Here is a 14,373-nt window from a genome sequence, read left to right as displayed (position 1 = left end):
CATGACAGCCGCGTTCGCACTGTCCCTGGCATCGCTGGCCATCTGGTGTGTCCTGCTGTTCGGCCGTGCGGGCTTCTGGCGCATTCGCAAGCCCGCGCCGGTACCCGCCCCTCCGGCATGGCCCGAAGTGGTAGCCATCGTTCCGGCGCGCAATGAGGCGGAAGTCATCGGGCGATGTGTGGCTGGCGTGCTCGGCCAGAAATACCCCGGAAAGCTGTCATTGGTAGTGGTGGACGACCACAGCCATGACGGCACCTCCGAAACTACGGCCACCGCTGCGGCTGCCACGCCCCGGCCCGATGCGCTATCGGTCGTTTCGGCCCGAGATCTGCCTTCTGGCTGGAGCGGCAAAGTATGGGCGCAGTCCGAGGGGCTCGCCGCCGCCGATCGCATCGCACCGGGCGCTGCCTACGTATGGCTGACCGATGCAGACATCTGGCATGGCCCCGAGGTTCTTGGGGGGCTGGTAGCGCGCGCCGTGCATGAACGACGCGACCTGGTGTCGCTCATGGTGCGGTTGCGCTGCGCTTCGGCGTGGGAACGGCTCATCGTGCCGGCTTTTGTCTTTTTCTTCGCCAAACTGTACCCGTTCGAGCGCGTGCGCAATCCGCGCACCCCGGTGGCTGCCGCAGCAGGCGGCTGCATGCTGGCCAGTCGCACGGCACTGGCGCGTATCGGCGGATTCGCCGCCATTCGCGGCGAATTGATCGACGATTGCAGCCTGGCGGCGAAGATCAAGCCCGGCGGGCCTATCGCGCTTGACCTGGCCGATGACAGCGAGTCCCTGCGTCCGTATGACGACTGGCGCAGCCTCTGGGACATGATCGCGCGCAGCGCCTACACGCAACTGCGCTATTCGCCAGTCTTGCTGGCCGGAACTGCCGTCGCCATGACGTTGACCTATCTGGCGCCGCCCGTGCTGGCCTTGGCCGGCGGCGCACGGCTGTGGCCGGCGTGGCTGGCATGGGCGACCATGGCGGTGGCCTATCTACCGATGCTGCGCGAATACCGCCAGCCCTGGTGGCTGGCGCCGCTGCTGCCGCTGACCGCACTGTTCTATCTGGGCGCCACGCTGGATTCCGCGCGGCGCTACTGGCTGCGTCGTGGCGGGCAATGGAAGGGACGCAGCCAGGCGCCCGTGCGGCCCTGACAATCAGCGCAGATACCCGGCATTGCGGAACCAGTCCAGCGCGTCGCGCAGTCCTTCTATATAGGGGCGCGGCTGGTAGCCCAGTTCGCGCCGGGCCTTGTCCGAGCGGAAGAACATCCGGTACTTCGACATATTGAGCCCGTCCACCGTGATGAACGGCTCCTTGCGCGTCACGCGCGCGACGGCCTCGGCCGCATGCGCCAGCGGATACAGCGGCCAGCGCGGCAGTTGCACCGACGGCGGACGGCGCCCGCACAGGCCGGCGATATCGCGCAGCATCTGCTGCAGCATCACGTCGTCGCCGCCAAGGATGTAGCGTTCGCCCATCCGCCCTCGGTCCAGCGCCAGAAAGTGGCCGGCAGCCACGTCATCGACATGGACCAGATTGAGCCCGGTCTCGACAAATGCGGGAATCTTGCCGGTCGCGGCCTCGACGATGATGCGTCCGGTCGGCGTAGGCCGAACGTCGCGCGGCCCGATCGGCGTGGACGGGTTGACGATCACGGCCGGCAGCCCGCGCTCGGCGACCATGCGCTCGACCACGCGCTCGGCCAGCACCTTGCTGCGCTTGTACGCGCCGATGGCCTCGTGCGGTGTCAGAGCGGCCGTCTCGTCGACGGGCGCCGAGGCGCCCGCCACCCGCAGCGTCGCCACGCTGCTGGTATAGACAATGCGCTCTACCCCTGCCTCCTGCGCGGCCTCCATGACAGCCATGGTGCCGTCGACATTGGTGCGGACGATCTCCTCGGGGTCAGGGGCCCATAGCCGATAATCGGCCGCCACATGGAACAGGTAGCGCACCCCGCGCATGGCGGACGCCAGCGCGGCCGGGTCGCGCATATCGCCCTCGACCACGTCGACGGTCAAACCCGCCAGGTTGGCACGCGGGCTCGTGGCCCGCACCAGCGCGCGCACGCGCCATCCGCGTGCCAGCGCCTGCCGCACCACCGCGGATCCGAGAAAACCCGATGCACCTGTCACCAGCGCGTAATCGTTTACGGTCATAACCCCGTTTCATCGTGAGATGGGAACGCCGCCCGACTGAGAGGGCTGCCAGACATTTCCGGCGCGGCGGGTATATAGTAACCACCATGTGTCGGAAATGTGATTTCTGTACACCATCCCATTCACTGAAACCCATTGACGGGTCGGGGGGCCTACCGTATGCAGGTGATTCTTGCTCAACCCCGAGGTTTCTGTGCCGGCGTCGTGCGCGCGATCGAAATTGTCGACCGCGCCCTCGTCAAGCATGGAGCTCCGGTGTTCGTGCGCCACGAAATCGTGCATAACAAGCATGTCGTGGAGGGATTGAAGAACAAGGGCGCGCGCTTTGTCGAAGAACTCGACGAGGTCCCTGCGGGCGCCGTCACCATCTTCAGCGCGCACGGCGTATCGCGCGCCGTGGTAGCTGATGCAGGCCAGCGGCAGCTGCACGCCATCGACGCCACCTGCCCGCTGGTGATCAAGGTGCATAACCAGGGCCGCCAGTACGCGGCCAGCGGCCGGACCGTGATCCTGATCGGCCATGCCGGCCACCCCGAGGTCGAAGGCACCATGGGCCAGATCCCGGGCAAGGTGATCCTGGTCCAGAACGAGGCCGAGGTCGAGCGGCTCGACCTGCCGGCCGACACCCCGGTCGCCTATGTCACCCAGACCACGCTCAGCGTCGACGACACGCGCAATATCATCGCTGCGCTCGCCCGTCGTTTCAGCAACATGGTCGGCCCCGACACGCGCGACATCTGCTATGCCACGCAGAACCGGCAGAGCGCCGTGCGTGACCTGTGCAAGCGCGCCGACGTGATCCTGGTGATCGGCGCCACCAACAGCTCCAATTCCAACCGGCTGCGCGAGATCGGCACTGAAAGCGGCGTGCCGAGCTACCTGATCGCCGACGGCAGCGAACTCGATCCGGCGTGGGTGACGGGGGCCAATATCGTCGGCATTACCGCCGGCGCCTCGGCGCCCGAGGAAATGGTCGAAGACGTGATCAACGCGCTGCGCCGCCTGGGCCCGGTGGATGTGTCCACCATGGAAGGCCGCGAGGAGCATGCCGAATTCCGCCTGCCCGCCGAACTGGCCGATGTCCGGCCTGCCGCAGCCGCGCCCCAGCCTGTCGAGAAAGTCCCCGGCTGAACCAGAATAAAAAGGAAGTCCCCTTGCCTATCCCGTTCCTGCAGGTCGCCCGCGTGGGCGCCTACATTGTCGGCAAGCATCTGGCGCGCCAGAAGCGCTATCCGCTTGCGCTCATGCTGGAGCCGTTGTTTCGCTGCAACCTTGCTTGCAATGGCTGCGGCAAGATCGACTACCCGGATCCGATCCTGAACCAGCGCCTGTCGGTCGAGGAATGCCTGGGCGCCGTCGATGAATGCGGCGCGCCCGTGGTGTCGATCGCCGGCGGCGAGCCGCTGCTGCACAAGGACATGCCCGAAATCGTGCGCGGCATCGTCGCGCGGCGCAAGTTCGTCTATCTGTGCACCAACGCGCTGCTGATGGAGAAGAAGCTGGACCAGTACGAGCCCAGCCCCTACTTCGTCTGGTCCGTGCACCTGGACGGCGACCGCGAAATGCATGACCACTCGGTCAGCCAGGAAGGCGTCTATGACCGCGCCGTCGAGGCCATCCGTGCCGCCAAGGCGCGCGGCTTCCGCGTCAATATCAATTGCACGCTGTTCAACGATGCGAAGCCCGACCGCGTGGCCAGCTTCTTCGACACAGTCAAGGAAATGGGCGTCGACGGCATCACCGTCTCGCCCGGCTACGCGTACGAGCGCGCGCCGGACCAGCAGCACTTCCTGAACCGCGGCAAGACCAAGCAGCTGTTCCGCGACATCCTGAGCCGCGGCCGCGGCAAGAAGTGGTCGTTCAGCCAGTCGACCATGTTCCTGGACTTCCTGGCCGGCAACCAGACCTACCACTGCACGCCGTGGGGCAACCCGGCGCGCACGGTGTTCGGCTGGCAGCGGCCTTGCTATCTGGTCGGCGAAGGCTATGTGCAGACCTTCAAGGAGCTGATGGACGAGACCGACTGGGACGCCTACGGCACCGGCAACTACGAGAAGTGCGCCGATTGCATGGTCCACAGCGGCTACGAGGCTACCGCGGTCGCCGATACATTCGCGCATCCGCTCAAGGCGCTCGGCGTGAGCCTGCGGGGCGTGAAGACCGATGGCGCAATGGCCCCGGACATCTCGCTCGACAACCAGCGCCCTGCCGATTACGTGTTCTCGCGCCACGTCGAGATCAAGCTGGCCGAGATCGGCCGGGCCCAGCCGCGCAAGGAACGGCCGGCCCGAGCAGAGACCTCCGAAGCCCACTAAGTCTTCATGCCCGCGGAAGCAGCGGCCATGGCCGCGACCCTGCTTGGCAGTGCGCTGACCTGCGTGTCGGCGGGCTATGCCGTGGCTGCCGCGGTGCTGACGCGGCGCGCCGGCGCACGTGCGCCGGCTGCCGCCGCGGCCGGCGAAGTCCGCGCCAGCGTGCTCAAGCCGCTGTGCGGGGCCGAGCCACGCCTGTACGACAACCTCGCTACGCTGTGCCGCCAGTCCGTCACCGGCTACCAGGTCGTGTGCGGCGTGCGTGACCCGGACGATCCCGCCATTGCCATGGTGCGACGCCTGCAGCAGGATTTTCCGGATATCGACATCATGCTGGTCATCGACCCGCGCGTGCACGGCAGCAATCTCAAGGTCAGCAACCTGATCAACCTGGCCGCGCAAGCGCGCCATGACGTTCTGGTTGTGGCCGACAGCGATATCGCGGTACCGCACGACTACCTGGCGCGCGTCGCCGCACCGCTGGCCGACCCTGGCGTCGGCATCGTCACCTGCCTGTATCGCGGGCGTCCGGTTGACGCTTTCTGGGCGAAGCTTGGGGCGCAGTTCATCGACGACTGGTTCGCGCCGTCTGTACGCATTGCCCACGCCGGTGGTTCGCGCCGCTTCGCGTTCGGCGCCACCATTGCGCTGCGGCGCGACACATTGGCGCAGATCGGCGGCTTCGCCTCGCTGTCCGACCGGCTCGCCGACGACTTCTGGCTTGGCGAGCTGACACGGCAGGCGGGCCTGCGCACCGTGCTGTCCGACGTGATGGTCACCACCGACGTGACCGAGACGCGATTGCCCGAACTGTGGACGCATGAACTGCGCTGGCTCCGCACCATCCGGTCGCTGAACCCAGCGGGATTTGCGTTCACGTTCATTACTTTTACGTGGCCGATGCTGGTGGCGGGGGTGGTATTGGCGCCAACGCCGGTGATATTTGCCGTGGCGCTGGTCGGCGTGCTTGCGCGCTGCGCGGTAGCTGGCTCGCTGGCGCCCGCAGCCAGGGCGCCGTTGCGCGATGCGCTGTTGCTCGCCGGATGGGGCGCTGCGCTGGCCGGCAGGAGGGTGCGCTGGCGCGATCAGATCCTGTCCGTGCGTGATCCGGTCCAGGACGGCACCCCACTGTGATCGCCATGTCATGTGCACGCCCGTCCCTTGCTAATGAAGCTTTTTTAGCTACAATCGTAGCCATAAATGCTTCAAACACTCTCCGACACTCTCTTCGGCGAATATCGCCGCCGCGTGCTGAGCCTGCTCCTGCTGCATCCGGAGGCGTCCTATCACGTGCGCGAAATCGCGCGACTGACGGACACCGCGCCGGGAACGCTCCACAAGGAACTCAGCAAGCTGGCACAGGCCGGTATCCTGATCCGGGAACCGCGCGGCAACCAGCTCGCATATCGGGCCAATCGCGCCTCCCCGGTGTTCGAGGAGCTGTCCAGCATCATGCGGAAGACCTCGGGCCTGACCGACGTCCTGGCCCAGGCACTGCAACCTTGCGCGCACGAGATCGATACAGCTTTCATCTATGGCTCGACGGCAAGCGGACGCGAGACGGCGCAGAGCGACGTGGATATCATGCTGATCGGCGACATCGGCTTCGCGCGTGCTGTACAGCAGCTCTACCCCGCGCAGGCCGTCCTGGCGCGGGAGATCAATCCGAAGGTGCTCTCCCGCGAAGAATGGCGCGCGGGGCTGGCGAACAACGATGCGTTCCTGCGCGATGTGCTGGCGAAGCCGAAGTTATTCGTGATCGGAAGCGACCATGACCTTGGAGAACTTGCTGGGAATCAGCCTGGACGCGATCCGGCCTGACCGTGAGCAGATAGCGCGCCTGCTGGCAGGGGCTGAGCGCAACCTCAGCGATGCCGGCATCGAAGCTCTCAGCAATGAGAACCGGTTTGACGCAGCCTACAAAGCGATCATGCAAGCCGCGCTCGCCGCGCTGCATGCCAATGGCTACCGCACGCTGACAAGCCGCCCCGGCCACCACCAGACCACCCTGCAATCGCTGACGAAGACGATCGGCTGGCCAGCCGATCGCATGATCGTGCTCGACGCCCTGCGCAAGCAGCGCAATCTCTCTGACTATTCCGGCGACCTCGTGCCGGCTTCGGCCGTGCGCGAGTGCATTACCAGTGCCACCGCACTGATCGCTGACGTCAAGGCCTGGCTCCACACCAACAAGCCGCAGCTGACCTGACCTGACAACATCGAGGCCTCCATGAAAAAAACCCTGTTCCTCCAGGCCCCTTCCTTCGACGGCTTTGACGGCGGCGCCGGCTCGCGCTACCAGGCCAAGCGCGAGATCAAGTCGTTCTGGTATCCGACCTGGCTGGCCCAGCCGGCCGCGCTGGTACCCGGCAGCCGCGTGCTCGACGCGCCCGCCGATGAACTGACGCCGCAGCAGACGCTGGATATCGCTGTCGACTACGACCTCGTCATCATCCACACGAGCACCCCGTCGTTCCCGACCGACGCCAAGTTCGCCGAGGAACTCAAGAAGCGCAAACCCGGCGTGATGATCGGCATGGTCGGCGCCAAGCCGGCGGTCGACCCGGGCGGCACGCTCGGCGCCAGCGATGCGGTCGACTTTGTCTGCCGCGAGGAATTCGACTACACGTGCCAGGATGTCGCCGCAGGCAAACCGCTCAAGGACATCCTCGGCCTGTCGTATCGCCTGCCCGATGGCTCGCTCGAACACAACGGCCAGCGGCCGATGATCGAGAACATGGATGAGCTGCCGTTCGTGGCGCCCGTGTACAAGCGCGACCTGAAGATCGAGAACTACTTCATCGGCTACCTGAAGCACCCGTACGTATCGATCTACACGGGGCGTGGCTGCCGTTCGCGCTGCACGTTCTGCCTGTGGCCGCAGACCGTGGGCGGGCACCGCTACCGCACGCGCTCGGCCGAGAGCGTGATCGCCGAGGTGAAATGGATCAAGGAGAACATGCCCGAGGTCAAGGAGATCATGTTCGACGACGACACCTTCACCGACTTCAAGCCGCGCGTGGAGGAAATCGCGCGCGGGCTCGGCAAGCTTGGCGTTACGTGGTCGTGCAATGCGAAGGCCAACGTGCCATACAACACGCTCAAGATCATGAAGGAAAACGGCCTGCGCCTGCTGCTGGTCGGCTACGAGTCGGGCGACGACCAGATCCTGCTGAACATCAAGAAGGGCTTGCGCACCGATATCGCGCGCCGCTTCACCGAGGACTGCCGCAAGCTCGGCATCCAGATCCACGGCACCTTTATCCTGGGCCTGCCCGGCGAGACGCAGGAAACGATCGAAAAAACCATCGCCTACGCGAAGGAAATCAACCCGCACACGATCCAGGTATCGCTGGCCGCGCCCTACCCCGGCACCACGCTGTACCAGCAGGCGGTCGACAACGGCTGGCTCGAAGAGAACAAGGTCATCAACCTCGTCAACGACAAGGGCGTGCAGCTTGCGGCGATCAGCTATCCGCATTTGTCGAAGGAAGAGATTTACCACGGCGTGGAGCGCTTCTATAAGCAGTTCTACTTCCGCCCCGGCAAGATCTGGGAGATCGTGCGCGAGATGCTCGGCAGCTGGGACATGATGAAGCGGCGCCTGCGCGAAGGCGTGGAGTTCTTCCGTTTCCTGCGATCCCACGAGGCCTGATTCTGCAGTCTCTTAGCCCCGCCACCGCCGCGCGCCCCGCGCGCGGCCTGATCATCACCGCCGACGACTTTGGGCTGCACACCGCCGTCAATGAAGCGGTGGAACTCGCGCATCGCGACGGCGTGCTGAACGCCGCCAGCCTGATGGTGTCCGCGCCGGAAGCCGCCGATGCGGTGTCGCGCGCACGACGCCTGCCATCGTTGCGCGTGGGCCTGCATGTGGTCCTCGCCGATGGCCCCGCCATGCTCCCGCGCGCGGCCATTCCCGATCTCGTCGATGCGCAAGGCCGCTTTGGTTCGGCGATGGCGCGCGACGGCTGCCGATTTTTCTTCCTGCCGCATGTGCGCCGGCAACTGGCCGCCGAGATCCGCGCGCAGTTCGAAGCGTTCGCGGCCACCGGCCTGCCGCTCGACCACATCAACACGCACAAGCATTTCCACCTGCATCCGACCGTGCTGTCGCTGATCCTGTCGATCGGCCGCGAGTTCGGCCTGCGCGCCATGCGCCTGCCGCTGGAATCCGATGCGCCGTTGCTGCTGCGTCCGTGGCTCGCGCTGCTGCGCGGACGATTGCAGCGTGCCGGCATCGCGCACAATGACTACGTGGTCGGCATCGCACGCAGCGGCGCAATGGATGAGGCGGTGCTGCTCGCCGCGCTTTCGAAGCTGCCGGAAGGCATCGGCGAAATCTATCTGCATCCGGCCGTCACATCGGGCGCGGCCATCGCGCCGACCATGGCCGGCTACCGCCACGCCGACGAACTGGCCGCGCTGCTGTCGCCGCGCGTGCGCGCGGCCCTCGATGCGGCCGGTGTGCGGCGCGGCGGCTTTGCCGACGTGCTCGCACCAGCCTGACCCCTCTTACATGAAACGCATTGCTTACCTGACCGGCCTGCTGGGCCTGCTCGCGCTCACTGCCCTGGTCGTACATGAGGGCATCAGCGATATCGCCACTGTGATGGCACAGGGCGGCTGGCTCCTGCTGTTATTGGTGCCGCTGCACGCGCTGCCCCTGCTGCTGGATGCGCAGGGCTGGCGCGTGCTGCTGACCTCGGCCGATCCCGAAGAAAAAGCGGGTCTGGGCTTCCTGTGGTGGGTGGCCACCGTGCGCGAAGCCGTGAACCGCCTGCTGCCGACCATGAGCATCGGTGGCGAACTGGTCGGCGTGCGGCTGAGCCGGCTGCGCATCCACGACACGACCGCGGTCACGGCCTCCATCGTCGTCGAAGTCATGATCACGCTGTTCGCGCAGTACCTGTTTTCGGCGCTGGGCGTGCTGATGCTGGTCGCCGCGCTGCAGGACAGCGGCCAGGCCTGGATCATCCTGGCCGGACTGGCGCTGTCACTGCCGGTGCCGGTGGCCTTTGCGCTGTCGCTGCACCATACGGCGCTGTTCGAAAAGCTGGAAGGCGCCGCGCGCAAGCTGTTTGGCGAAGACCACCGCATCGTGACCATGATCGACGGTGCGCGGCTCGATGCGCAGATCCGCGCGCTGAACCGGCGCCGGCGCGAACTGCTGGCTGCGCTGGGCTGGCAGTTCGTGGGCCTTGTCAGTGGCACGCTCGAAATCTGGTTTGCGCTGATGCTGCTGGGGCACCCCGTGCCGTTCTGGCAAGCCATGGCGATCGAAGCCCTCACCCAGGCCGTGCGCCACGTGGCCTTCTTCGTGCCGGCCGGACTGGGCGTTCAGGAGGCCGTGGTGCTGCTGCTGGGCCAGGCGCTGGGCATGGACGCCCATGTGTCGCTGGCGCTGGCACTGGTCAAGCGCGCGCGGGAAATCCTGTTCGGCGTGCCCGCGCTGCTGTCGTGGCAGTGGGTGGAGCTGCGCCGCTGGCGGCGCGGGGTGGCGGAAAGCGCTGCCCGGTGAAGTCCCGGCGGGTCAGCTCGCTCCCGCCTGCCGCGCGTTATGGTTGACCAGGTACTGCACCAGCCCGTCGACGCCGCCGCGCGCGACGATATCGGCGAACTGCTTGCGGTACACCTCGATCAGCCACGCGCCCATCATGTTGATGTCGTAGATCCTCCAGCCACTGGGCGTGCGCTGCAGCCGGTAGTCGATCTGCATCTCGTCCCCGTTGTTGAGCACGCGCGACTCCACCACCACGTCGCCCGAGCCACCCGCAGTCTGCGCCGGCTTGAAGCGGAACTTGACGTTCTGCTCGCGCAGTTGCGCCAGCGACACCGCATAGCTGCGCACGAGCAGTTGCGTGAATTGTTCGCTGAGTTGCTTCTGCTGCTCCGGCGTGGCCGTGCGCCAGGCGCTGCCGACCGCGAGCCGCGTGGTGCGGCCGAAATCCGTGTAGGGCAGAAATTGCTTCTGGACCACCGCAGTGATCTTCGCCATGTCGCCGCCACGGGTTTCGGGATTGGACTGGATGGTCGTGATCACGCCTTCCACGGCGGCCTGCACCAGGCGGTCGGGCGCTGCCTTGAGATCGTTGGGCTGCGCCGTCTGCGCCTGCACCGTGGCGATCATGGCCACCGCCGCGACCGGTGCCAGGGAAATCAAACCGAATCTGTTCATGCCGATGTGTGCTGCAAGAAGCGTTTGAAAGGGACCCGGGGCCCCGTCTCGGCTGGCGCCCGGGATGCCGGGGCAGTATAGCGGAACGAGGTTGGCCGCCGGCTGAGCCGCATGCGCCACGCCAGCCCGGCAATCGGACGCCAGCCGGTATACTCGCGGCTCGAGCCCTGTCCCGAGCACTCCATGCTGACTTCGCTGCTGACCCGCCTCGTCAGGCTCGCCACGACCCGCGCCTGGCTGGTGATCGTGGCGGCCCTGCTGCTCACCGCCGCCAGCGGCGTCTATGTGGCACGGCACTTCGCCATCAATACGGACATCAATCGGCTGCTTGAATCGGATGCGCCGTGGGCGAAACGGGATGCGGCCATCGGCGAGGCCTTTCCGCAGCGCGGGCAGATGATCCTGGCCGTGGTACAGGCGCCCGCGTCGGAACTGGCCGATGCCGCCGCCAGCGAACTGGCCGATGCGCTGCGCAAGCACCCCGAGCATTTCCGCTCGGTAAGCCAGCCCGGCGCAGGCGAATTCTTTTCCCGCAACGGCCTGCTGTTCGCGCGCACCGAGGAAGTCGGGCAGGTCACGCAACAGCTCGTCCAAGCGCGCCCGCTGCTCAACCAGCTCGCGCACGACCCAACCCTGCGCGGCCTCTCCGACACGCTGACGACCATGCTGGGCCTGCCGCTGACGATGGGCCAGGTCAAGCTGGCCGATACGGACACCCTGCTCGGCGCCAGCGCCGGCGCGCTCGAACAGGTGCTGGCCGGCAAGCCGGCGGCCATGTCGTGGGCCGGTCTGCTCGACGACCGCCTCAAGCCCGACAAGGAAGGCCGCGTCTTCAGTTTCATCACGGTCAGCCCCGTGCTCGACTACAGCGACCTGCAGGCGGGCTCCGCCGCCGCCGATGCCATCCGCGCGACGGCCGCCGAACTGAAACTGGGCGAGCGCTACCAGGCCAGCGTCCGTTTGACCGGACCGCAGCCGCTGGCCGACGACGAGTTCGCCTCCGTCAGCGAAGGCGCCGCGCTCAATGGGCTGCTTACGGTGCTGGTCGTCGTGCTGATTCTGTGGATGGCCTTGCGATCAAAGCGGCTGATCCTGGCGGTGCTGGCCAGCCTGATCACGGGCTTGCTGATCACGGCGGCGCTGGGCCTGGCCATGGTCGGCGCGCTCAATATGATCTCGGTGGCCTTCGCGGTGCTGTTCGTTGGCCTGGGCGTCGACTTTGGCATCCAGTTCGGCGTGCGCTATCGCGCCGAGCGCCATGACCGCGGCCATATCGCCGAAGCGCTGGAACATGCCGCGCAGGGCACCGCGATGCCGTTGACGCTGGCGGCTGCGGCGACGGCCGCCGCATTCTTCTGTTTCCTTCCCACCGACTTCCGCGGCGTGGCGGAGCTTGGCCAGATTGCCGGTGTCGGCATGTTGGTGGCGTTCCTCACGACGTTCACGATGCTGCCCGCGCTCATCCAGGTCATGCAGCCGCGCGGCGAAGCCGAAGCGCCGGGCTTTGCCTGGCTGGCTCCCGCGGACGAGTTCTTCGAGCGCCACCGCAAGCCCGTGCTGCTGCTCACCTGTGCGGCGATCCTGCTCGGATCGCCGGTGCTGCTGCGCCTGCGCTTTGACTTCGATCCGCTGCACCTGAAGGATCCGCATTCGGAATCGATGGCGACGCTGCTCGCGCTCAAGGATGCGCCCGAAGCGGGCACCGACGATGTCACCGTGCTGGCGCCGTCTCTGGCAGCGGCGCGGCAGATTGCGGACAAGGTGTCGCCTCTGCCGGAAGTGTCGCGCGTGGTCACGCTGCAGACATTCATCCCCGACGACCAGCCCGCCAAGCTCGCAGCCATCGAAACCGCCCGCACGGCGCTGATGCCGGTGCTCACGCAGCAGACCGCCACCCCGGCCACCGACATGGCCCGCGTCAATGCGCTGCGCAGTGCGTCGCGCCAGCTCGCTATCGCGGCCGACGAACATCCCGAAACCGGCGCGGCCCAGGCCGCGCGGCTGGCCAAGGTGCTGAAGCGGCTCGCCGACGCGGATGCCGCCACGCGCGACCGCGCCGAGCAGGCCATCGCCCTGCCACTGCGCCTGGCGCTGGGCCGCCTGCGCCTGATGCTGGAGCCGCGGCCCATCACGCAGCAAACGCTGCCGCCCGAGATCGTGCGCGACTGGCTGACTCCGGATGGCCGCGCACTCGTCAGCATCACGCCCCGGCTGCCGCAGCAGGATGGCATCGAACGGGAAGCCGCGCTCAACCGGTTCATGGACGCCGTGCTGCGCGTGGAACCGAACGCGACAGGTGGCCCGATAGCGATCCGCGGTTCCGCCGACACGATCATGGGCGCATTCGCACAGGCCGGCGCCTGGGCCGTGCTGTCCATCACCGTGCTGCTGTGGATTGCGCTGCGCCGCTTTGGCGACGTGCTGCGCACGCTGGTGCCGCTGCTGGTGTCGGCCATCGTCACGCTGGAGTTGTGCGCGGCATTCGGCATTGCGCTGAACTTCGCCAACGTGATCGCGCTGCCGCTGCTGCTGGGCATCGGCGTGGCATTCAAGATCTACTACGTGATCGCGTGGCGCCACGGCAAGACCAAGCTGCTGCAGTCCAGCCTCACGCACGCGGTGCTCTACAGCGCCGCCACCACCGCCACCGCATTCGGCAGCCTGTGGCTGTCGCAGCATCCCGGCACTGCGAGCATGGGCAAGCTGCTGGCGCTCGCGCTGGTGTGCACGCTGGTGGGCGCCGTGTTCTTCCAACCTATCCTGATGGGCCGACCCCGCGAAGGCACGAATCGGCACCAGGCGAGCCCTGCGGAGTAGTCACCGAACAGCCACCGCACGGCCCGCCGCATAACGATAACAACCTCGAATCCACCGCTGCATCATGTTGCTCCCCCGTATTCCGCGCCAGCCCGCACGGCTGGCTTTCCTGGCGTTCGTTCCGCTGCTCGCGGCCGGCTGCGCCACCGGCCCGCAGGCCAATCCCGACGACCCGCTCGAACCGATGAACCGCGTGGTCTTCCAGGTCAACGACAAGCTTGACCAGTACGTGGCCACGCCTGTCGCCAAGGGCTACAAGGCGGTCACGCCGCAGCCCGTGCGCACCGCGGTGACCAATTTCTATTCGAACATTGCGGACGTGGGCAATTTTGCCAACAACCTGCTGCAGGGCAAGGGCGTGGATGCGGCCGAGAGCCTGATGCGCGTGGCAATCAATTCGGTGCTCGGGATCGGCGGCCTCATCGACATTGCCACGCCGGCCGGCCTGCAAAAGCATTCGCAGGACTTCGGGCTGACGCTGGGCACGTGGGGCGTGCCGTCCGGGCCCTACCTTGTGCTGCCGATATTCGGCCCGAGTTCGTTCCGTGACGGCGTGGGGCTGTATGTGAATTTCTGGTTCGACCCGACCACGTACGCGGAGCCGGCCGTGCGCAATTCGCTGTACGGCATGAACGTGGTGGATGTGCGTACCAACCTGCTCGGCGCGACCGACCTGCTCACGCTGGCAGCGCTGGACAAGTACGCGTTCGTGCGCGATGCCTATATGCAGCGCCGGCGCTACCTGCTCGACGGCGGCAGCGGCAAGCTGCCTGACTATAGCGATGACGAAGAGTCGGACGGCGGATCCATGACCTCGCCGGCACCCGCATCCGCGCCGGCCGCCGAGCCGGCGGGATCTGCGGCGCCCGCAACGGGAACGCCGCAGCAATAAGCATCAGCGCGTCCGCTGT

Annotated in this window: 13 protein-coding genes; 11 read left to right on the top strand and 2 right to left on the bottom strand. The window is 66.7% G+C overall.

Translation table 11 applies throughout. The features are described 5' to 3' along the window. The first annotated feature begins 1 nt into the window (after nucleotide 1). Complete coding sequence (locus KHO41_RS28910; RefSeq protein WP_211956671.1) at nucleotides 2-1,150, top strand: glycosyltransferase; 1,149 nt, start codon at nucleotides 2-4, stop codon at nucleotides 1,148-1,150. 3 nt (nucleotides 1,151-1,153) lie between these two features. Here the strand turns inward: KHO41_RS28910 and hpnA are convergent, their stop codons facing one another. Continuing rightward, nucleotides 1,154-2,155 (bottom strand): hopanoid-associated sugar epimerase, encoded by a 1,002-nt coding sequence (gene hpnA / locus KHO41_RS28905; protein ID WP_211956670.1) that lies wholly within the window; start codon nucleotides 2,153-2,155, stop codon nucleotides 1,154-1,156. 159 nt (nucleotides 2,156-2,314) lie between these two features. Between hpnA and ispH the strand changes: the two genes are divergently transcribed. From ispH to KHO41_RS28865, 8 genes are all read left to right on the top strand, one after another. Next, the gene (gene ispH, locus KHO41_RS28900; RefSeq protein ID WP_211956669.1) at nucleotides 2,315-3,286 is read left to right on the top strand and encodes a 4-hydroxy-3-methylbut-2-enyl diphosphate reductase; all 972 of its coding nucleotides are present in this window, start codon (nucleotides 2,315-2,317) and stop codon (nucleotides 3,284-3,286) included. A gap of 23 nt (nucleotides 3,287-3,309) precedes the next feature. Next, nucleotides 3,310-4,470 carry an adenosyl-hopene transferase HpnH gene (hpnH, locus tag KHO41_RS28895; protein ID WP_211956668.1) on the top strand — a complete coding sequence of 387 codons (1,161 nt, stop codon included), beginning with the start codon at nucleotides 3,310-3,312 and terminating at the stop codon, nucleotides 4,468-4,470. Nucleotides 4,471-4,497: 27 nt separating this feature from the next. Next, complete coding sequence (gene hpnI / locus KHO41_RS28890; protein ID WP_244874078.1) at nucleotides 4,498-5,601, top strand: bacteriohopanetetrol glucosamine biosynthesis glycosyltransferase HpnI; 1,104 nt, start codon at nucleotides 4,498-4,500, stop codon at nucleotides 5,599-5,601. A 66-nt stretch (nucleotides 5,602-5,667) separates the two neighbouring features. Then, nucleotides 5,668-6,288 (top strand): nucleotidyltransferase domain-containing protein, encoded by a 621-nt coding sequence (locus KHO41_RS28885; RefSeq protein ID WP_211956666.1) that lies wholly within the window; start codon nucleotides 5,668-5,670, stop codon nucleotides 6,286-6,288. Further along, nucleotides 6,239-6,676 (top strand): DNA-binding protein, encoded by a 438-nt coding sequence (locus tag KHO41_RS28880; protein ID WP_211956665.1) that lies wholly within the window; start codon nucleotides 6,239-6,241, stop codon nucleotides 6,674-6,676. The genes KHO41_RS28885 and KHO41_RS28880 overlap by 50 nt, the downstream gene beginning before the upstream one ends. Nucleotides 6,677-6,697: 21 nt before the next feature. After that, nucleotides 6,698-8,122: a hopanoid biosynthesis associated radical SAM protein HpnJ gene (gene hpnJ, locus KHO41_RS28875; RefSeq protein WP_211956664.1), complete on the top strand. Its 1,425-nt coding sequence runs from the start codon at nucleotides 6,698-6,700 to the stop codon at nucleotides 8,120-8,122. Nucleotides 8,123-8,169: 47 nt separating this feature from the next. Further along, nucleotides 8,170-8,976, top strand: coding sequence for a hopanoid biosynthesis-associated protein HpnK (gene hpnK / locus KHO41_RS28870; protein WP_211956703.1), 807 nt, complete (start codon nucleotides 8,170-8,172; stop codon nucleotides 8,974-8,976). Nucleotides 8,977-8,986: 10 nt separating this feature from the next. Next, nucleotides 8,987-9,988 carry an HpnL family protein gene (locus KHO41_RS28865; protein WP_211956663.1) on the top strand — a complete coding sequence of 334 codons (1,002 nt, stop codon included), beginning with the start codon at nucleotides 8,987-8,989 and terminating at the stop codon, nucleotides 9,986-9,988. A 12-nt stretch (nucleotides 9,989-10,000) separates the two neighbouring features. Here KHO41_RS28865 and KHO41_RS28860 read toward each other — a convergent pair whose 3' ends face one another. Continuing rightward, nucleotides 10,001-10,645: an MlaC/ttg2D family ABC transporter substrate-binding protein gene (locus KHO41_RS28860; protein WP_211956662.1), complete on the bottom strand. Its 645-nt coding sequence runs from the start codon at nucleotides 10,643-10,645 to the stop codon at nucleotides 10,001-10,003. A gap of 183 nt (nucleotides 10,646-10,828) precedes the next feature. Here KHO41_RS28860 and hpnN point away from each other — a divergent pair, with 183 nt between their 5' ends. Then, nucleotides 10,829-13,462, top strand: a complete 2,634-nt coding sequence (hpnN, locus tag KHO41_RS28855) for a hopanoid transporter HpnN (RefSeq protein ID WP_211956661.1) — start codon at nucleotides 10,829-10,831, stop codon at nucleotides 13,460-13,462. 64 nt (nucleotides 13,463-13,526) lie between these two features. Beyond that, entirely contained in the window at nucleotides 13,527-14,354 is an 828-nt protein-coding gene (locus KHO41_RS28850) for an MlaA family lipoprotein (RefSeq protein ID WP_244874077.1), read from the top strand. Nucleotides 14,355-14,373 lie beyond the last annotated feature (19 nt).

This window comes from Cupriavidus numazuensis (genome assembly GCF_905397435.1).
In the GTDB taxonomy this organism is placed as follows: Bacteria; Pseudomonadota; Gammaproteobacteria; order Burkholderiales; family Burkholderiaceae; genus Cupriavidus; species Cupriavidus numazuensis.
This window is presented reverse-complemented; position numbering and strand designations above follow the sequence as displayed.

Coding starts and splice junctions, on each gene's coding strand:
- KHO41_RS28885 (WP_211956666.1), top strand. CDS start 5,668: ATGCTTCAAACACTCTCCGACACTCTCTTCGGCGAATATCGCCGCCGC.
- ispH (WP_211956669.1), top strand. CDS start 2,315: ATGCAGGTGATTCTTGCTCAACCCCGAGGTTTCTGTGCCGGCGTCGTG.
- hpnJ (WP_211956664.1), top strand. CDS start 6,698: ATGAAAAAAACCCTGTTCCTCCAGGCCCCTTCCTTCGACGGCTTTGAC.
- KHO41_RS28860 (WP_211956662.1), bottom strand. CDS start 10,645: ATGAACAGATTCGGTTTGATTTCCCTGGCACCGGTCGCGGCGGTGGCC.
- KHO41_RS28910 (WP_211956671.1), top strand. CDS start 2: ATGACAGCCGCGTTCGCACTGTCCCTGGCATCGCTGGCCATCTGGTGT.
- KHO41_RS28850 (WP_244874077.1), top strand. CDS start 13,527: ATGTTGCTCCCCCGTATTCCGCGCCAGCCCGCACGGCTGGCTTTCCTG.
- hpnA (WP_211956670.1), bottom strand. CDS start 2,155: ATGACCGTAAACGATTACGCGCTGGTGACAGGTGCATCGGGTTTTCTC.
- KHO41_RS28865 (WP_211956663.1), top strand. CDS start 8,987: ATGAAACGCATTGCTTACCTGACCGGCCTGCTGGGCCTGCTCGCGCTC.
- KHO41_RS28880 (WP_211956665.1), top strand. CDS start 6,239: ATGACCTTGGAGAACTTGCTGGGAATCAGCCTGGACGCGATCCGGCCT.
- hpnI (WP_244874078.1), top strand. CDS start 4,498: ATGGCCGCGACCCTGCTTGGCAGTGCGCTGACCTGCGTGTCGGCGGGC.
- hpnN (WP_211956661.1), top strand. CDS start 10,829: ATGCTGACTTCGCTGCTGACCCGCCTCGTCAGGCTCGCCACGACCCGC.